General features: G+C 66.1%; 12 protein-coding genes. 6 read left to right on the plus strand and 6 right to left on the minus strand.

The window, feature by feature from the left end:
- Positions 1-98: 98 nt before the first annotated feature.
- The 6 genes from MU582_00470 to MU582_00495 all read left to right on the plus strand — a co-directional run bounded on the left by MU582_00470 (position 99) and on the right by MU582_00495 (position 9,230).
- The gene (locus MU582_00470; protein ID UPK75142.1) at positions 99-1,631 is read left to right on the plus strand and encodes a sugar ABC transporter ATP-binding protein; all 1,533 of its coding nucleotides are present in this window, start codon (positions 99-101) and stop codon (positions 1,629-1,631) included.
- Positions 1,628-2,683 (plus strand): ABC transporter permease, encoded by a 1,056-nt coding sequence (locus MU582_00475; protein UPK75143.1) that lies wholly within the window; start codon positions 1,628-1,630, stop codon positions 2,681-2,683. Before MU582_00470 ends, MU582_00475 begins: the two co-directional genes overlap by 4 nt.
- Positions 2,684-2,749: 66 nt before the next feature.
- Positions 2,750-3,790 carry a substrate-binding domain-containing protein gene (locus MU582_00480; protein ID UPK75144.1) on the plus strand — a complete coding sequence of 347 codons (1,041 nt, stop codon included), beginning with the start codon at positions 2,750-2,752 and terminating at the stop codon, positions 3,788-3,790.
- Positions 3,791-3,879: 89 nt separating this feature from the next.
- Entirely contained in the window at positions 3,880-5,070 is a 1,191-nt protein-coding gene (locus MU582_00485; protein ID UPK75145.1) for a Gfo/Idh/MocA family oxidoreductase, read from the plus strand.
- 147 nt (positions 5,071-5,217) lie between these two features.
- Entirely contained in the window at positions 5,218-8,217 is a 3,000-nt protein-coding gene (locus MU582_00490) for a DUF1080 domain-containing protein (GenBank protein UPK75146.1), read from the plus strand.
- Positions 8,217-9,230, plus strand: coding sequence for a sugar phosphate isomerase/epimerase (locus MU582_00495; GenBank protein ID UPK75147.1), 1,014 nt, complete (start codon positions 8,217-8,219; stop codon positions 9,228-9,230). Before MU582_00490 ends, MU582_00495 begins: the two co-directional genes overlap by 1 nt.
- A gap of 605 nt (positions 9,231-9,835) precedes the next feature.
- On the opposite strand, the gene MU582_00500 is transcribed toward MU582_00495, so the two are convergent.
- From MU582_00500 to eboE, 6 genes are all read right to left on the minus strand, one after another.
- Complete coding sequence (locus MU582_00500) at positions 9,836-10,891, minus strand: multicopper oxidase domain-containing protein (protein UPK75148.1); 1,056 nt, start codon at positions 10,889-10,891, stop codon at positions 9,836-9,838.
- Positions 10,892-10,954: 63 nt separating this feature from the next.
- A complete protein-coding gene (locus MU582_00505; GenBank protein ID UPK75149.1) occupies positions 10,955-12,565 on the minus strand; it encodes a plastocyanin/azurin family copper-binding protein in 1,611 nt (536 codons plus the stop codon).
- Between the two features lie 22 nt (positions 12,566-12,587).
- Positions 12,588-16,223, minus strand: a complete 3,636-nt coding sequence (locus MU582_00510) for a ThuA domain-containing protein (GenBank protein UPK75150.1) — start codon at positions 16,221-16,223, stop codon at positions 12,588-12,590.
- 220 nt (positions 16,224-16,443) lie between these two features.
- Positions 16,444-17,403 carry a sugar phosphate isomerase/epimerase gene (locus MU582_00515; protein UPK75151.1) on the minus strand — a complete coding sequence of 320 codons (960 nt, stop codon included), beginning with the start codon at positions 17,401-17,403 and terminating at the stop codon, positions 16,444-16,446.
- 43 nt (positions 17,404-17,446) lie between these two features.
- Positions 17,447-18,826, minus strand: coding sequence for an alkaline phosphatase family protein (locus tag MU582_00520; GenBank protein UPK75152.1), 1,380 nt, complete (start codon positions 18,824-18,826; stop codon positions 17,447-17,449).
- Positions 18,823-19,989: a metabolite traffic protein EboE gene (eboE, locus tag MU582_00525; GenBank protein UPK75153.1), complete on the minus strand. Its 1,167-nt coding sequence runs from the start codon at positions 19,987-19,989 to the stop codon at positions 18,823-18,825. Before eboE ends, MU582_00520 begins: the two co-directional genes overlap by 4 nt.
- Between the last annotated feature and the right edge of the window lie 5 nt (positions 19,990-19,994).

The following is a 19,994-nucleotide window of genomic DNA, read 5'->3' on the forward strand; positions in this document are numbered from 1 at the left end:
ACTCAAAACACAGATTAGCCGAACGAGGGGGATTCTACCGACGAGCATCGACATACTTTCGCTTGCGATCCGTCATAAGTGGTGTCTAAGATCACGCCATGTCGGCCCAGACCCCTCAGGCACCCTCCGATGCCCCGCTGCTCGCGATGCGCGGTATCGTGAAGGAGTTTCCTGGCGTTCGCGCGCTCGACGGCGTGGATCTCGACGTACGCGCCGGCGAGGTGCACTGCCTGCTCGGCCAGAACGGCGCCGGAAAGTCGACCCTGATCAAGGTGCTCGCAGGCGCCCACAGCATCGACGGTGGAGAGATCCGTTGGAACGATGAGGTGCAGCAGATCAGCTCGCCGCAGCAGGCGATCGACCTCGGCGTCGCGACGATCTATCAGGAACTCGACCTGATCGACGGGCTCTCCGTGGCCGAGAACATCTTCCTCGGGCACGAGCTCGCGACGGCGGGCTTCACCCGCAGGTCCGACGCCGCACAGGCGACCCGTGAGCTGATGCGGCGACTCGGTCACCCGGAGATTCGGCCCGGTCGTGAGGTCGGCGGTCTTCCGGCGGCGGGTAAACAGATCGTGTCGATGGCCAGGGCGCTGTCCCATGACGCCAAGGTGATCGTGATGGACGAGCCGACCGCCGCGCTCGACTCGGACGAGACCGATGGGTTGTTCCGGGTGATCGAAGGTCTGCAGGCCGACGGCGCCGCGATCATCTACATCTCGCACCGGCTGGAGGAGATCCGTCGCATCGGCGACCGCATCACCGTGCTCAAGGACGGCCGCACCGTCGGCACGAACCTCCCGGCCGCAACAACCGAGACGAATGACCTGATCAGCATGATGACCGGTCGGTCGATCGAGTACGTCTTCCCCGACAAGTTGGCCGACACGTCTGACGCCGATCCGCTCGTACGAGTCGAGGGGCTGAGCCGCAAGGGCGAGTTCAGCGATGTGTCGTTCGACGTACGTCCCGGCGAGATCGTCGGCCTGGCAGGTCTGGTCGGCGCCGGACGAAGCGAGATCCTGGAAACCGTCTACGGAGCCCGCAAGCCGGACACCGGAACCGTCACGATCGATGGTCGGCGGCTGCGGCCGGGCTCGGTCGCGGCGGCGGTCGCCGCCGGGGTCGGGCTGTGCCCGGAGGAGCGCAAGTACCAAGGCTTGGTACTCGACGACGCGATCTACCGAAACATCACCATGCCGACGTTCGGCCGATTCGCTCGGTTCGGGTTCACCCGGGCCGGCGCCGAACGCCGGGCGGCGAGTGACGCGGCCGGATCGGTCGATCTGCGGCCGGCCGACACCGACCGCGTCACTCGCACGCTCTCCGGCGGCAACCAACAGAAGGTCATGCTCGCGCGCTGGCTGCTGCGCGACTGTCGCGTACTCATGCTCGACGAGCCCACCCGCGGCGTCGATGTCGGTGCGCGCAGTGAGATCTATGCGTTGATCCGCGAGCTCGCCGACACCGGGGTGGCGGTGATCGTCGTCTCCAGCGAGATCGAAGAGGTCCTCGGGATGGCCGATCGCGTCCTGGTCATCTCCGACGGCCGCATCGCGCACGAAGCGACCAGCGGTGACATCGACGAGCACGAGGTACTCGACCTCGTGATGGAAGGGAGAGTCGCGTGAGCGACCGTACGACGTCGGCCGACCCACCGGCCGCTGCGGACGACGACGCAGTATCCGGCGCCAACGGCCCCGAGGGATCGAGTTCGCGCGAGCGTACGCTTCCGCCCGGGGTCGTACGCAATCTCGGCCTCGTGATCGCGCTGCTGATCCTGTGCATCGTGGGCACCATCACCGCGGGCGACCGGTTCGCCTCCACCGACAACGTGCTCACCATCCTGCGGCTCGCGGCGACCCTCGGCGTCGTCTCGATCGGGATGACCTTCGTGATCACCGGAGGCGGTATCGACCTCTCCGTCGGCGCGGTGCTGGCGCTCGCGTCGGTCTGGGCGACCACGAGCGGCACGCTGCAGATCGCCGAGGACTTCCATTGGATCGTGATCGTCACGACGGCGTTACTCGTCGGGGCCGGAGCAGGGGCAGTCAACGGTGTGCTCATCTCGTACGGGCGCGTCGTACCGTTCATAGCCACGTTGGCGATGTTGGCGAGTGCCCGCGGACTCGCCGAGCTGCTGTCCGACCGGCAGACCCAGATCGTCAGCAATACCGGCTTCTTCGACTTCTTCGGCGCCGAGCCCCTCGGCATCCCGGTGCTCGTGCTGATCTTCGCCGCGGTTGCTGCGCTCGGCTGGGTACTGCTGAACCGGACGACGTTCGGGCGCCGCACGTTCGCGGTCGGCGGTAACCCCGAGGCCGCGCGGCTCGCGGGCATCAAGGTGCAGCGGCACACGCTCTACCTCTACGCACTCGCCGGACTCTGCGCCGGCATCGGTGCGGTGATGCTGATCGCACGCACCACAACGGGCACCTCGACCCACGGCACGCTGTTGGAGCTGGACGCCATCGCTGCGGTGGTCATCGGCGGCACGCTGTTGTCCGGTGGACGCGGGTCGATCGTGGGCACGGTGCTCGGCGTACTCATCCTGACGACGCTGACCAACCTGTTCATCCTCAACAACATGTCCATCTCGGCGCAGTCGGTGGCCAAGGGCGCGATCATCGTCGTCGCTGTGCTGCTGCAGCAATGGCTCGCCCGACGCGATCGAGCTACCTAGCCCGACCGCCTCACCTACGCAGTCCCGATCCAACACCTCATCCGCACATTCCCACGAGGAGCACCGATGTTCCGAACAAACCGCCGACTCATCGCAACCGTCGGGCTGATGGCCTCCGCCGCGATCGTGGCAACCGGCTGTACGAACTCCAGCGATGACGACGAAGGCGGCAACAACGCCAACACCGCGACCAGCAACAACGATGAGCCAGGCAAGACGGTGACGATCGGGTTCTCCGGACCGGCTCCCGACCACGGCTGGCTCGGCGCGATCACCAAGGCAGCCAAGGCCGAGGCGAGCGAGTACGAGGACATCGACCTGAAGGTCGCCGAGGGCGGCACCGACATCAACCAGCAGGTCTCGCAGGTCGAGACGTTCATCAACGACAAGGTCGACGCGATCGTGCTGTTGCCGATCGACGGTGCCGCGTTGACCGACGTCGCACTGAAGGCGATGGACGCCGGCATCCCGGTCGTCAACGTCGACCGCGAGTTCAGCTCGCCGTTCGCCGCTCGTACGACGGTCCTCGGTGACAACTACGGCATGGGCGTCTCCGCCGGGCACTACATCTGCGAGCAGGCCGACGGTGACAGCGACGCCGTGGTGGCCGAGATCGCCGGTATCGACTCACTGCCGTTGACCCAGGACCGCTCGAAGGGCTTCAAGGACGCCCTCGATGACTGCGGCCTCGATGTCGACAACCGCGTGGCCGCGGACTTCACCGTCGAAGGCGGACAGAAGGCCGCGTCGAACCTGCTCCAGGCGGCGCCGGAGATCGACTACCTCTGGAATCACGACGACGACCAGGGCGTCGGTGTCATGGCCGCCATCGAGGAGGCCGGCCGCGATGAGTTCACCATGATCGGCGGCGCCGGCTCGAAGAACATGATGGACCTGATCAAGGCCGACAACTCGGTGATCAAGGCGACCGTCCTCTACCCGGCAACCCAGGCCGCCGACGGCATCCGTCTGGCCCGCCTGATCGCGCAGGACAAGGCGATGGCCGATCTGGTCGAGGTGGAGATCCCGCGGACGATCACACTCTCGGCGCCGGTCGTCACCAAGGACAACGTCGACGACTACATCGACGCAGCGTTCGAATCCTGATCGGTCAGCAAGCCGACGGCGTCTCGGGGCCAACTCGCCGTGCGTCGTCTGTAGCCGAAGGGGGCATCGACTATGAGGAGGGCAGCACGATGAGTGCAGGACGACCAGTGTCAGAGCTGGGCATCGGGATGGTCGGGTACGCGTTCATGGGCGCCGCCCATTCGCACGCCTGGCGTACGGCGCCGGAGTTCTTCGAGCTACCGGCTCGACCGCGGCTGCGGGCACTCGCCGGGCGAAACGTCGATGCGGCGCAGGCGACGGCCGACCGGTTCGAATGGGAGTCCGTGACGCCGAGGTGGCAGGACCTCCTCGAGCGCGACGACATCGACCTGATCGACATCTGTACGCCCGGCGACACCCATGCGGAGATTGCGATCGCCGCACTGGAGGCCGGTAAGCACGTGCTGTGCGAGAAGCCGTTGGCGAACACGGTCGAGGAAGCGGTTCGGATGGCGAAGGCCGCCGAAACCGCTGCCGAGACCTCCGGCGCGCGAGCGATGGTCGGCTTCACGTACCGGCGTACGCCCGCGGTCGCGTACGCGCGGCAGCTGGTCGCCGACGGACGGATCGGCGAGATCCGCCACATCCGTGCGCAGTACCTGCAGGACTGGCTGTCCGACGAGAACTCCCCGCTCACCTGGCGGCTCGACAAGTCGAAGGCGGGCTCCGGCGCGCTCGGCGACATCGGGGCACATATCGTCGATCTGGCGCAGTTCGTGTCGGGTGACAAGGTCGCGCGGGTCAACGGCATGCTCGAGACGTTCGTGACCACGAGGCCGATCGAGGGCGAGGCGTCGGGCATCGGCGGCATCGGATCCGCAGACACACAGCGTGGGCCGGTCACCGTCGACGATGCGGTCGCGTTCCTGGCTCGCTTCGAGACCGGAGCGTTCGCGACGTTCGAGGCGACCCGCTACGCCAATGGACGGCGTAACGGTCTTCGGCTCGAGATCAACGGTACGAAGGGCTCACTCGCCTTCGACTTCGAGGACATGAACGTCCTGAACTTCTACGACGCTACGCAGCCAAGTAGTGAACAGGGCTTCAGACGCATCGTCGTCACCCAGCCCGAGCACCCGTACCTGGAGGCCTGGTGGCCGCCCGGGCACGGCCTCGGGTACGAACACGGCTTCACCCACCAGGTCGTCGATCTCGTCACCGATCTGGCGGCGGGCCGTCAGCCGCGGCCGTCGTTCGCCGACGGTCTACGTGTCCAGCAGGTTCTCTCGGCCGTCGAATGCAGCGCTGCAGACGGCGGCTGGAAGGCGGTCGCCGAATAGCCGCATGACGGACGCATCTCGGTGGCGTCCACGAGACAGGACCAGTCGTACGCCCGTTCCGTTCCTCTGGAGGATCCCGTGCCCACCGATCGATTCCGTAGAGCTCACCGCGACGCCGACCAGACTCGACCGAAGGTGAGTTGACCGATGAGCACCTCAGGTACCCTCCGGCTCCGTCGATCGTGGGCACTCGCGGCGACCGCGCTCGTTGCCGGTGCGCTCGCGGTCGTACCGGCGAACCCGTCCTCGGCCGATGACGTGCCGGGCGTGACCCAGCGGGTGTTCGAGCTCGCACGTGGCCTGGACAAGCTGTGCACGTTGAAGTCCGGCCAGACGCCGAACGTCGATGTACGCAAGGACGTCGTCGACTGGTCGACGACTGATGACTTCGGCGGCTACTCCGACAACTTCCTGGTGCACACCGTCGGCAAGATCGAGGTGCCGCAGGACGGTACGTACACGTTCCGCCTGACCAGCGACGACGGGTCGAAGCTGTTCATCGACGGGGCCGAGGTCATCGACCACGACGGGTTGCACGAGGCGACCCCGAAGGACGGTGACGTCGAGCTGACCGCCGGCGCGCACGACCTGCGGATCGAGTACTTCGACGCGACCAACGAACAGGTACTGAAACTGTCGTGGAGGCCGCCGGGCGCAGACGACTTCACCGTCGTACCCACCGACGTGCTGAGCACCGAGGATGCCACTCGGGTCACCGCGCCCGGCATCAAGCAATGCGAGGGTGACGACGACTCACCGGGTGATGGCCTGCCGCTGGGGGATGTGCATCCCGACTACGACCTCACCGACCTGCGACCGGAGGGCTTCGAGCCCGACGTCTCCGGTATGGCGTGGTTCCCCGACGGGCGGCTTGCCGTGCTCACGTGGGGTAAGGACCAAGAGTCGAAGAGCGGCAAGCTGTATGTGCTGCGCAACGTCACGGGCAAGACCAAAGCCAGCAAGGTGAAGGTACGTGAAGTCGCGAGCGGCCTGCGCGAGCCACAGGGCGTCGCGATCGTCAAGGGCAAGATCTACGTCGCGCAGAAGCATGAGCTGAGCCGGCTCGTCGACGCCGACGGTGACGGTACGTACGAAGGCACGCAGACGGTGGCGACGCTGCCAACCAGCGGTAACTTCCACGAGTTCGCCTTCGGCCTGCTGCACAAGAAGGGCTACTTCTATCTCAGCCTGTCCGTAGCACTGGAGAAGTCCGGCGCTTCGGTTGATCCGCAGCCGGCGAAGAACCGCGGTACGAGCCTGCGAATCAACGCAAAGACAGGCAAGATCGACTATGTCGCCGGCGGTCTTCGTACGCCCAACGGGATCGGCTGGGGCCCGGACGGCAGCGTGCTGGTCACCGACAACCAAGGCGACTGGCTACCCGCGAACAAGCTGGTGCAGATCAAGCGCGGCGCGTTCTTCAATCACTACACCAATCCGAGTGGCCGATTCGACGACAACCCGGTGACGCAGCCCGTGCTCTGGCTGCCGCAGAACGAGATCGCGAACTCACCGTCGACGCCGGTCATGCTGAAGGAGGGCCCGTTCGCCGGGCAGCTTGCGATCGGCGACGTCACGTACGGCGGACTGCAACGCGCGTACCTCGAGAAGGTCGGCGGCGAGTACCAGGGCGCGGTGTTCCGGATGACCCAGGGCCTCGAGGCCGGTGTGAACGAGGTCAGCGTCGGCCCCGACGGTGCGCTGTATGTCGGCGGAATCGGCTGGGAAGGCAATTGGGGCCAGCCCAACAAGCTCCGGTTCGGACTGCAGAAGATCGACACCAACGGCAAGAACGTCATGGACATCGAGAAGATGGAGCTCACCCGACGCGGGTTCGACCTGACGTACACCAAACCCGTGTCGGCGAAGACTCTGCGAGACATCAAATCTGCCTACCAGGTCGAGCAGTGGCGCTACTCGCCGACTGGTTCGTACGGTGGCCCGAAGGTCGACGAGGAGCGACTGAAGGTACGCAAGGCGACGGTGAACAAGAACGGTAAGCGGGTGCGCTTGACGATCGACGGTCTCAAACCGGGTCGCGTCGTGCACGTACGCTCACCGCGTCCGTTCACCTCGGCGGGTGGCCAGGAGCTGTGGAGCACCGAGGCCTGGTACACGCTGAACAAGCTCCCGGGCTACACCGATCCGGCGACCAGCAAGGGTCTGTACGAATCGGAGGAGGCGCAGCTGTCCGGCGGTGCGGCACTGGCGACCGACCACACCAGCTACTCCGGCGGTGGGTTCGTCGCCGGCTACGGCAGCAAGGGCGCGTCGGCAAAGCATCACGTAACGGTGCGCAAGGGCGGCAAGCAGCCGGTGCAGATCCGCTACGCCAACGGACCCGATCCGTCGGAGGGGCCCAAGACACTCGGCCTGTTCGTCAACGGCGAGTTCGTCAAGCAGGTCACGTTCCCGAGCACGGGCGACTGGCAGACCTGGGCGTACGTGAACAGCAAACTGGCGTTGCGCAAGGGCTCGAACACCATCGAGCTTCGCAATCGTGAGGCCGACACCGGCCATGTGAACCTCGACTTCGTCCAGGTCGGTTCGGGCGGCGACATCTGTCGCGCGGCCAAGCCGAGCAAGGGCTACACCTCGTTGTTCGACGGTACGCTCGCCAGCCTCGACGATTGGCGGATGGCGGGGCCGGGAGCGTTCGCACGGCGGCACGACTGCACCATTCGTACCGTCGGTGGCATGGGTCTGCTGTGGCATCAGGACGAGCTGGAGAACTACAGCCTGAAGGCCGACTGGAAGCTCGCCGGCGACGACAACGCGGGCATCTTCGTCGGCTTCCCCGACCCGGGCGACGATCCGTGGGTGGCGGTCGACCATGGGCACGAGATCCAGATCGACGCGACCGACGAAGACAACAAGACGACCGGAGCGATCTACAACTTCCAGGGCGCCGACCTGGAGGCTCGGGACAAGGCGCTGAACCCGCCGGGTCAGTGGAACTCGTACCGGCTGCGGGTCGACGGCGACCGGATCAGGGTCTACCTGAACGGCGTACTGATCAACGACTACACCGACACCGACGACGAGCGCATGGTGCCGCCGAGCTTTGTCGGGCTGCAGAACCACGGCGGAGACGACACCGCGTACTTCCGCAATATCGAGATCAAGAAGTTGGAGGGTGGCCGCTGATGGTGCGACCGATCACCTTGTTCACGGGTCAATGGGCCGATCTGCCGTTCGAGGAGGTGGCTCGGCTGGCCTCGGAGTGGGGCTACGACGGACTCGAGATCGCCTGCTGGGGCGACCACTTCGATGTCTGGGCCGCTGTCGAAGACGACTCGTACGTCGACGGCAAACGCGAGCTGCTGAAGCGATACGGGCTCGAGGTACACGCGATCTCGAACCACCTGAAGGGTCAGGCGGTGTGCGACGATCCGATCGACCAGCGGCATCGCGACATCCTGCCCGATCGCATCTGGGGCGACGGCGACGCCGAGGGCGTACGCCAGCGGGCAGCAGAGGAGATGAAGATGACGGCCCGGGCCGCGGCGAAGCTCGGCGTCGAAACCGTTGTCGGCTTCACCGGATCTGCGATCTGGAAGTACGTCGCGATGTTCCCCCCGGTCGGCGCCGACGTCATCGATGCCGGATACCAGGACTTTGCCGACCGCTGGAACCCGATCCTCGACGTGTTCGACCAGGAGGGCGTGCGCTTCGCGCATGAGGTGCACCCGAGCGAGATCGCGTACGACTACTGGTCGGCGACGCTCGCCCTCGAAGCGGTCGGACATCGAGAGGCGTTCGGCCTGAACTGGGATCCGTCGCACTTCATCTGGCAGGACCTCGACCCGGTCGGCTTCCTATGGGACTTCAAGGACCGCATCTACCACGTCGACTGCAAGGACGCGAAGAGGCAGACGGGCAACGGTCGCAACGGCCGACTCGGTTCGCATCTGCCCTGGGGCGATCCGCGGCGTGGTTGGGACTTCGTCTCCACCGGCCGCGGTGATGTGCCGTGGGAGCAGTGCTTCCGTACGCTCAACGCGATCGGGTACGAAGGCCCGATCTCGATCGAGTGGGAAGACGCCGGCATGGATCGACTCGTCGGCGCACCGGAGGCGCTCGCGTACGTACGCGCGAACCTGTTCGATGCCCCCGACGCGGCCTTCGATGCAGCGTTCTCCGCTTCCTCGGAGGGCTAGCCGCCGCTCAACTCCTCGGCGCAGGCGGGTTTTCGTACTAGCTTCTGGTGCGACTGCCCGCCTGCTTCGTTTCCGCCTCGCTGTGGCGTCGCGCACCTTCTACGGCGACTACTCGCTTGCCCGATGCCTCGTCGCTGTCGGCTATCCCCGCCCCTTCGGTTGAGTAAAAGACGCGGCGACGCGGGAGGCGCAACTACATGGATCGGGTTGCTCGCCGGCTAACCCGTTCCGGTCGGCGTTTGCGGGGTCGGTGGGTGGTGGTTTACCAAGTAAACATGGTGAAACTCCGCTTTGCATGGCAGGTTCGCCGTGCAAAGTGACACGTTGCCGTGCCCGTAGGTACGCCAGCGACTACCGGTACGGAAGTGACACCGAAACCGGACGTTACCCCGATGCCATACTAAGGTGGCGGGGAAGCCGCCAAGCAACCGAACCGAAGCGGCGACTCCGCGCGTCGCCGCGTCTTTTGCCCAGCCGGAGTAAGTGGGAAAGCCGACAGCGACGAGGACCGGGCAGGCGAGTAGTCGTACCGACGGAGCCCAGAAAGCCAGACAACGCAAAAGGCCGTGCGGCGTAGTGCCGCACGGCCTTCTGTCGAGGTGCCGTCACATACCGCTGTGGCCGCCACCGTGGTTCGGCGGGTGTCCGGGAGGCGGATCACCGTTCTTCTTGTGTACGTGGAAGAACGTCGACATGCCCATATCGGAGTGGGTCTGCAGGTGACAATGCAGCATCCAGTGACCGGGCCCCGACATCTCGCCGGCGATCACCTGGAAGCCGAAGCTGTCGCCCGGGCCGATCGTCTTGTTGTCGATGATCGCGATGTCATCGGCCCACGGCACGTCCTTGATCACGCCCGTACGCGTATCTGCCCAGGAATGCCCGTGCAGGTGCCAGGTGTGCAGCTCGCTGCCCAGCGCGATGTTCACGAACTCGATCCGCTCGCCCTTGTTGGCGACGATGCTGGTGTTGTTGCGCTTCGGGTTGTCCATGTTGTACGTGTCGGTGTCGGGGTAGCGGCGCAGGTTGAGCGTCATCCCGTCACCCATCGCCGTCACGTACGTGGTCTTCGGCAGCGGGTCGCCCTTGCGACGAACGATCAGCGCACCGAACAACCCCGCATTCAGCCCGGCCGTGCCGTGCGCCGTGCCGACCATGTGGTCGTGGTACCACCAATAGCCCGCGGTGCCGGCGATACCGCGCTTGCGCGCCGGCGGGCGGGCGTACCAGATGTACGTACGCTTCTCTCCGGGTGCGACGTAGGAGTCGCTGTGCAAGGTGCCGTCGGACGCCTGGTTGTAGCGGACGCCGTGCGGATGCAAGGAGACCCCGAGCGGCAGGTCTTCGTCCTTGCGGAGCTTCTTCAGCGTCTCCTCGGACACCTCGTTGTGCAGGGTGATCGCGATGCACTCGCCCTCGAGCATCTCGATCGTCGGCCCCGGGTAGGAGGCCGTGTCGGGGTCGTGGCCGTAGCCGATGCGCACCTCGTCCTGGTACGACGGCAGTTCGGTGGCGTACAGGTGGAGCTTGCGGGTCGGCTCGGGGAAGCCGGCCGGCACATCCTCGGCCAGCGCCGCTTCGACCCCGGTCAGCCCGGCCATGCCCGCGGCTGCGGGTACGGCGGTCAGGCCACGTAGCAGGGTACGGCGTTCGATCGTCATCGGGTCCTCCGGCTTCTCAGATGTTGCTGTGGGTGGCGCTGCGTCGCGTTCGACATGGCGGAGTCAGCGCTTGCGCGCGCCCTCTTTGCCGACATCGGAGCGCTTGGCGGCGTTCACGATCTTGGTGCGTTCGCCGGCGGTCACGGTGCCCTCGGCGAGCAGACCGCGCAGTACCGACTTCGCATGGGCCACGAACCCGGCGTGGGTCGACCAGCGGGCCTCGTCATGGATCAGGTCGTCGATGGTGCACCCGCCCCCGGCGCTACGGTTGCGTACGCCGCTGTTGACGTTGCCCATCACCACGGTCGGGCTCGGATCGGGTTCGGCGCAGGCCGGCTCCTCCGGCGACTCCGACACGATCGTGAACGTCACGCGCTTGGCCTCGGAGGTGTTACCGGCGGCGTCGGTCGCGCGATACGCGACGGTGTGGTCGCCTTCGTCCTCGACCTTGACCGGCTCCTCGTACGCCTGCCAGTCACCACCGTCGATCTTGGCTTGCACCTTGTCGATGCCCGAGCCGTCGTCCTTGGCCGTGACCTTCACCGACACCGGTCCGACGTAGTTCCAGTCGGAATCCTGGGTGCCCTGCACCATCGCGCTGACCGTCGGCGGCTCCTTGTCGTCGTCCGGACCCTCCACGACCGTGAACGCCTGCTCGACCGGGTCGGAAGCGTTGCCCGCCTTGTCGGTGGCTCGCGCCTGCACGGTGTGGTCGCCGAGCGCGTCCACCTTGAACGGATCGGCGTACGCCTGCCATTCGCCGTCGTCGAGCTTGTACTCGACCTTGTCGACACCGGACTCGCTGTCCGTCGCGTCGACCATGACCTCTGCCGAGCCGACGTACGCACCGTCGCTGTTGGTGTCGCCGTGCAGCATCAGCTCGACCTTCGGGGGTGCGGTGTCCTTACCGTCGTCCTCGACGACCTTGAACGGCTTGCTGCCTTCTTCCGACTTGTTGCCGGCGCCGTCGGTCGCTCGGTAGCCGATGGTGTGGTCGCCGACCTTGTCGACGACGACCGGATCGGAGTAGGCCTTCCAGCCGAGGTCGTCGACCTGGTACTCGATCTTGTCGACACCCGATCCGCCTTCGTCGGTTGCGGTCACCGAGATCTCGGCCTGGCCGATGTACGCGCCGTTGTCGTCCTTCTCCCCGGCGATCTTCGCGTCAGCGGTCGGCGGCGTGGTGTCGTCGCCCGGATCTCCGCCGCCACCGGTGACGACGAGCTCGCCCTGCATCTGCCCGTGACCGGGAATGATGCAGTGGAATCGGTACGTGCCCTCGGTGAGCGTCACATCAGCGGTCCACTTGCCGCCGTTCTCGTCATCGGGGTACGCCAGGATGTCGAGGTCGACATCGTGGTTGTAACCGTCGGTCGAGGTGTCGAACGTCAGCGTGTGCTGCATTCCGCTCGTGTTGCCGGTCGCCTTGCTGTTCTCGAAGACGATGGTTGTCGGCCCGGCCTTCGCCTCGGTCGGCGCCGTCTTGTACGCGGTGGTGCTGTTGTCCGCGGTCCAGGTCAGCGTCTGCGCGGCCTGAGCCGTCGCCGGCTCAGCCTTGCTGACGGCGGGCCGGTCGGCGTACGCGGCACCGCTTGTGAAGGCGAGCATGCCGAGTACGAGCGCCAGGGCCGCGAGAATCCCGAGTGGGCGTGTCTTGTCGATTGATCTGCGCATGGCAAGTCCTCTCCCAGCCGCGTCAGCGACGCTGCACTCGGATGTTGCGGAACTCGATCAGGTCGTTGTCGGAGTGGTTCTGCAGGCCGATGTAGCCCGACGCGAACTGCCGCATGTCGGTCGGCGGATCTCCGGCGCGCGACGACTCCTTACCCGGGTCGTTGGTGAAGCGGTTGATCACCACGCCGTTGCGGATGATCGTGTACTTCTGGCCGACGACGCGAACCTCGTAGTCGTTCCACACCTTCTTGTCCGTCGGCTCGGCATCGTCGATCGAGACAGAGTCGAAGTTGTAGACCGAACCGGTCTTCTGCTGCTCGCCCTCGTCGCTCTGCGGACCGTCGAAGATCTGGATCTCCTGTCCGCAGAAGATTGCCACCCAGGCGGGTGAGTCCTTTGCGGACCCGACCGTGCCGCAGCTTCCTTCCGGCCGATCCTCGACGGGCGTACGGATATCGGGGAACCGTACGAACACCCCGCTGTTGGCGCGGTGACCTTCGGGTGCGATGTCGCGGAACTGCAGGCGTACGGAGAAGTCGCCGTACGCGCGCTTCGCGTACCACAGCATGCCCAACCCGCCGGACGAGCGGATGTTGCCCTGCTTCGTACGGGTGAACTTGCCGCCCGGTGCCTGCTCCCACTTCTTCAGCGACGCCGCGGTGCCGTTGAAGATCGGCTCGTACGCGTTGGCGACACCGACATCGGACGCCGCCGCGGCACGCTCGAGTGCGTACTGCTCGGTGTCGTTGAGCGGGCCGTCGTCGGCCATGCGCTGGGCCAGAGTCTCGACGTACTTGACGAATCCGTCGTGAGAACCCCACGTACCTTCATCGTCGACGACATCGTTGACGGTGCACTTGCCGCCGACGCTCTCATTCGCGACGCCGGTGTCGCGGCCCAGGAACCGAACGGTCTCTCGCGCATCGGGAGCGGGGCACGTCACCTTGACGTCCTGCTCCGTCGTCGCGGTTTCACCGTCCGCGTACGTCACGGTCAGCTTCGCGGTGAACGTACCGCCCTTGGTGTAGGTGTGTGCGGGGCTCATCGCCGTCGACGTCGTGCCGTCGCCGAAGTTCCACTTCCACTTCACGCCGCCGGCCTGCTGCCCATTGAACTTGATTCGCGTGGGCGTGCCCTGCGACGTCGGCTTCGCGGTCACACCGGCTGCCTCGGCTGGTGCCTCGGCGCCGGGCATGAGCGGTGCCTTCGACGGGGTGGGTGTCGCAGGTCCACCGTGGTACGTGATCCGGATCAGCTTCTGGTTGTCATGCAGGCTGAAGAAGCCGCCTCCGTAGTCCAGCATGTACAGCGCACCGTCGGAGCCGAACTTCGCATCCATCCAGCTCATCAGTTGGTTGTCGCCGGTGCCGGACGGGATGATCGAGCGGATGTCCTCGGCGAACGCCGGCGGGGCCTGCGAGTGGACCTTGCCCGGGTCCATCGTCACCGCGATGCGGTTGTTCGCGTTCGACTGGTCACCGATCAGCCACTTGTCCTCCCAGTACTTCGGCCAGGAGATCTTGCTGTCGGCATCGACCTCGGACTGGTGGAACGTCGGACCGGACATCACTGCCTGGCCACCGCCCTTGAGGTACGGCTCCGTGTACGTCTCGTCCTCGATCTTGTAGGTCGGGACACCGTTCTCGCGCTTCGGGTAGGTCACGCCGCCGCCCTGCGGGGAGTACCAGATCGAGTTCGTACGCGCATCGGGGATGTCGACCAGCCCGGTGTTACGCGGTGAGTTGTTCTCGAGGTTGTCGCAGTCGTACCAGTCGGCCGGCTTGGTAGCGTCCTCGTTGCTGCGGTCGCGGTACGGCTGCTTGTTGCCCATGCAGTACGGCCATCCCTGGTTGCCAGCAGATGTGATGACCGTCGCCGTCTCGTACTTGGCAGGACCCCACTCCGGGCTCGGCTCCGACGCATCCGGGCCGACCCAACCGGCGGTGAGCCAGTCGGTCTCGCTGTCGATCTGCAACCGCGAGATGTTTCGTACGCCCATGACGTAGATCTCGGGCCGTGCCTTGTCGCCGCCGCCCTCGTCGCCGGTGAACAGGTTGCCCGCCGGGATCGAGTATGTGCCGTCGTCCTCCGGGTGGATGCGGATGATCTTGCCGTTGAGGTTGTTGGTGTTGCCCGAGGTACGACGAGCGTCCTGGAACGACAGGCCCTTGTAGTCGGCGGTCCAGTTGTTGCCGGAGTAGCCGTCGGAGCCGCCGGAGGAGTTGTTGTCGCCCGAGCCGACGTAAAGGTTGCCGTCGTCGTCGAAGGCCATGCCGCCACCGGCGTGGCAGCAGCTGTGAATCTGCGTGGGCCACTGCAGGAGGTCCTTGCGGGTGCCCTGGTCGATCGTGTCGTTCTCGGCGTCGTAGGTGAAGCGCGAGATCGTACGCTGGCCGATCCGCTTATCGCGATCGATCGACTCGTGCGGCATCCAGTACACGTACAGCCAGTTGTTCTCGGCGAAGTCCGGATCGGCGACGATGCCGAGCAGGCCCTCTTCGTTCTTCACCAGCTCGTCACCGCTGCCGCGGTTGCCCATCACATCGAGTGTCGTGAGCAGGTTGACGTCGCCCGAGTCGGGGTCGTAGCGGTGGATGGTGCCGCAGCCAAGGCCGACGTCGGGGTTGTCCCACTCGACGATCGGGCCGCTGGGGCAGGCGGCCTTGCCGACGTAGAAGATGTCGCCGCCGGGTGCAACGGTGATGCCGTGCGGCTCGCCGATCTGGTCGAGCTCGCCCTCCTTGTTCTGTGCGGTGAGCTTCTCGACCTTGTAATTCGAGGCGATCGTTGCCTGGCAGTCGCCGCGCACCATGCCGGCGGTCCACTGGATCGCGCCGAGCAGATGCTTGCGGAACTGGTCGTCGCCGTACGAACCGGCCGTGGCTCCCATGCCGGTGTAGAACGAACGACCGCCCTGGTAGTCGCGGCACCATGAGACCGGATGGAACGGGCCGTTGGCCGATGCGCCGGGCTGGTACGTGTGCTCCTCGACTTGAGCGACGGTGTGCACCTTGCCGCTCGGGTTCTGCTTCCAGTTCGGCCAGCGGCCGGTGTGCTCGAAGTTCAGCGGAAGCTTGCGTGTGGCGGGATGCTGCCGATCGAGAACGTCGACGGTCGCCGCCTGCGCCTTGAACGGGCTGTCTGCCTGACGGGCGCCGATCAGGCCGGTGAACCACTGGTTGTTCGGCTTGACCTTGGCGGCGTCATGGATGCCGAGGAACCCGCCGCCGTTCTTGATGTAGGTACGGAGGTTCTTCGTCTGCGCGGCATTGAGCTCCGAGCCCTCGCTCGACAAGAAGACGATCGAGCGGAACCGGCCGGGGTTGGCGAACACACCGGGGTCGATCGACTTCTCGACCTGGAAGCCGTTGTCGGCGCCCAGCTCGCGGATCGTCTTGGTCGCCCGCGCGACCGCATCCTCCTGTCGAGGCGCGGGGCCGTGGAAGACCAGCACCTTCGGCTTCGCAGCGGCCGCAGCGGCCGGAGCCGCCGGAGCGGCCACCTGCTGGACGTTGGCCGAAGGTGGCGGTGCGGCCGCCTCGGTCGGCGCCGTCAGTGCCATCGCAACGGTGGCGGCGGCGGCCGCCGAGGTCACGAGTGCCCGACGTACGCGCGAGAGTGTTGGGAACTGCGGGAAGTTCGTCGGATCGGTACGCACGATGTGTCGCCCTCCGGTCGGCTGGACAGTTTTGCCTCCGCTTCGCATGTAACTTAGATCACTTCAAACTGAAAAGGCAATACTAAGTTCTGTTCATCGTCATACTTCTGCCTACTTTCCGACAGAAACAACCGCCGAGGTACGGACTCGGTCCCGTGGCGGTGTGCGCACGGGAGGGAATCCGTACCTCGGCGGTTGGTACGCCGGGTGCGGCGGTCGGTCAGAAGCGGACGTTGCGCAAGTACTCGTACCCGACCTCAGTGGTCTGGCGGGGAGTCACATTCGGCTCGTCGTTCTCCATGATGTATTCCTCGACGCGGTGGTTGTCGAAGATCCTGGGGAAGTCGAGGTTGCCCGTGCCCAGGTCGCACATCTTGCCGGTCTCGGGGTTGCGGTCCTTGACGTGGTACTGGCGCACCTTCAGCGGTGCCGCGTTGATGTGCTCGTTGACGTAGCCCTCGATATCGTCGCCTGCATCGCCGCTCTCGACGCCGCCGGTCGCGATCCAGTACAGGTCGACCTCGAGGTGTACGAGTACCGGGTCGAGCTCGGCCATGAAGATGTCCCACGGCCGCTGACCGTTCTCCAACGGCAGGAACTCATGCGCGTGGTTGTGGTAGCCGTAGCGCAACCCCGCGCGCCGCGCGGCCGCCGCCTCGCTGTTCATATGCCACGCGAACTGCTTCCACTCGTCGGGGTTGTCGGAGCCGAGATACGGGACGACGACGTACCCCTGCCCCATGATGTTGGCGTTCTCGAGCTTGACCTCCAGCTCGTCGCGCGTTCCGGAAAGGCCGTCGTGGCTCGACGTCGTGTGTACGCCGATCCGCTTGTGGAAGCGACTGAGCTCCTTGGCCGTACGCCCGTAGTAGCCGGCTTGCTCGACCCTGCGGTAGCCGGCATCGGCCACGTAATGCAACGAGCTGTCGTAGTCCTTCTCCAGGTCGGCGCGGATCGAGTAAAGCTGGATGCTGATCTGGTTGCGCGGTATGCGGCGGTGGCCCTTGCCCCATCGCTGCGTCTCCTCGGGTCCGGCCGCAGCAGCCGGGCCGGCCGACATGGATCCGAGGGCACCGACCGCTGCCGTGCCGAGAGCGCCCGCGAGCAGCTTGCGCCTACCCATTCCGGATCGCTCTTTTGCCGCGTCGAGCGCGGCGTTGCCGTCGTAGCCGTAACACATGGTGGTGCCTCCAGAGGTGAGCTGATGATTCAGACGGGTTGTTTCATCGGGCCGGACTCGGTGTACCGGCGAGGTCGAGGAGTAGGTCGCGGACCTCGGTCGCAGCGATCCGCGTACGTGCGGACGCACCGTCGCTGCACAGCAGCATCGGGCCGTTCGCGTCGTCGGTGGGTAGGCGTCCGTGGGTTCCGCGTACCGGAGCGGGATCGAGCGGTACGACCTTCATCTGATACCGCAGGCCCGCCTTCTTTCGTGCCAAGGTGAGTGCGGCTTTCGCCTTCACCGCAGAGTCGTCGGGATCGAAGAACAGCTCGGCCGGGTCGTAGCCGGGCTTGCGGTGGATCTCGACGCTACGGGCGAAGTCGGGCGCGCGGGAGTCGTCGTACCAGTAGTAGTACGTGAACCAAGCGGTCGGCTCTGCGACGAGAACGAGGTCACCGGCGCGCTCATGGTCGATCTCGTACGACGCCTGTTGCGCCCGGTCGAGGACGAGGTCGACGCCGCCGAGCTCCGAGCACAGCTTCTGCACGCGCGGAAGATCCGCCGGATCGTTGACGTAAACATGCGCGACCTGGTGGTCGGACACAGCGAACGCACGCGAGGCCCACGGATCGAGGTACTCCATGCCGTCTTGGGTGTAGACCTCGAGCAGTCCCTCGCGGCGCAGCATCCGGTTGATGTCGACCGGGCGGTCGGCGTTGGTGATCCCGTACTCCGAGAGCACGACGGTCGTCGCCCCGAGCGTCTCGGCGTCGTCGAGCAGGGGCGTGATCGCCCGATCGACGTCACGTGCGGCGGCGCGGGCTTGCGGCGAGTCGGGGCCGTACCGCTGCAGATCGTAGTCGAGGTGCGGGATGTACGTGAGCGTCATATCGGCGCGGGGAAGCAGGCGTCGGGCCGCGCCGACGATCCACTCGCTGGACTGGATAGCGGCCGTCGGACCCCAGTACTGGAACAACGGGAACTCGCCGAGCGCACCGGTCAGCTCGTCGTGCAGCTCCGGCGGCCGCGTGTAGCAGTCGGGTTCCTTCTTCCCGTCCGCGTAGTAGATCGGCCGCGGGGTGATCGTCCAGTCGGTGCTCGCGCCCATCGCGTACCACCAGCACACATTGGCCACTCGATAGTCGGGTCGCTCTCGACGGATCGTCTCCCACACCTTCTCGCCCTGAACGAGTCGGTTGTGCTGTCGCCACAGGAAGATCTCGCCGAGATCGCGGAAGTACCAGCCGTTGCCGACTGCCCCGTGGTCGCGCGGCGGCGTACCGGTCAGGAGCGTCGACTGCACGGAGCAGGTGACGGCGGGGAGCACCGTCGACATCGGTGCCTGCCAACCGTCGTCGGCGATACGACGCAGCCGCGGCATGTGCTCGAGGAGTCGCGGCGTCAGCCCGACCAGGTCGATGACGAGCAGTTTGTCGTTCATGTGAGCTCCTTCAGGCCGAGCGAGATGAGCGCATCTCGTACGTGGTCGAGCTCGGCGGCGAGTCCGCGAGCGAGCGTGTCTTGGTCGGGTGCGCCCTCGGGAAGGACGGACCAGGTGTACGTCTCGACCTCGAGGTGGTCGACCCGTGCGCTCGTACCACCGAGCAGAGCGTCGAGCGAGCGGTACAGCTCATCGCGCGTACTCTGCAGTGGCGCGGCGGGATCAGCGTGCACGGGTACGTGGTAGTGAACCCGCCAGGGCGCGCGAGTCTGCAGCGGTCGCCGTCCGTCGAGGGCATCCGGGAGGTCGTCGCGAGCGGCCAGTCGGCTGCGCGCGGGCGAACGTACCTGATGCAGGAAGCGATCCTCCGAGTACTTCTGCAGCGCTTCCCGGGTCGACTCGTCGGCCGGGTCCTCGACGTGCAGCGCGGCGGCGGGCTGGGTCTTCACAACGGGTAGCCCGGCGTCGTCGAGGCGGGCGAGCGCCTCGACGACCTGCTCGAACCCGACCGCGAGGTGACAGAGGTCGAGGCAGACGCCGATGCGGTTCGTGTCGACCTCGGCGAGTCGTTCGACGGCGTCCTCGATTGTCTCGACCGCACAGCCGGGTTCGGGTTCGAGCCCGATGCGAATCGCGCGACCCGTCTCTGCCTCCAGCTTGTCCAGTGACTCGGCGAGCTCCTGCAAATGGGCCATCGCGGCCGTCTGGCGATCGGCGAGCCACGGCGCATGCCAGCCGAGCGGCAGGGAGGAGATGCTGCCGCGGGCGACGTCGTCGGGCAGTAAGCCGGCGAGCACGGTCGCCGCGGCGACGGTGTAGTCGAGTCGCGCGCGCTCGTTCCAGGCCGGGTGGTAGACGTTCTTCTTGACCACGGCGCCTTGGAAGTCGGCGTACGGGAAGGCGTTGAGCGTGACGATCTCGACGCCTGCCTCGGTGAGCCGGTCACGCAGCCGGGCAACCTCCGACGGCGACGCCGCCAGACGATGGGCCGCCTCAGCAGGAAGCCAGAGTCCGAGGCCGATCCGTGACACGCCGAGCAGTGAGCGCAGCTGCGCGCCGTACTGGGTCGACTGTGCCGCGAGGCCCTCTACGTCCTCGGCGGGCAGGACATTCGTGCCGTACGCGAGGTGGACCGTCGTGCCGTCGCTGTGCCGGAATCGCATGGCCG

It is taken from the genome of Nocardioidaceae bacterium SCSIO 66511, assembly GCA_023100825.1.
In the GTDB taxonomy this organism is placed as follows: Bacteria; Actinomycetota; Actinomycetes; order Propionibacteriales; family Nocardioidaceae; genus Solicola.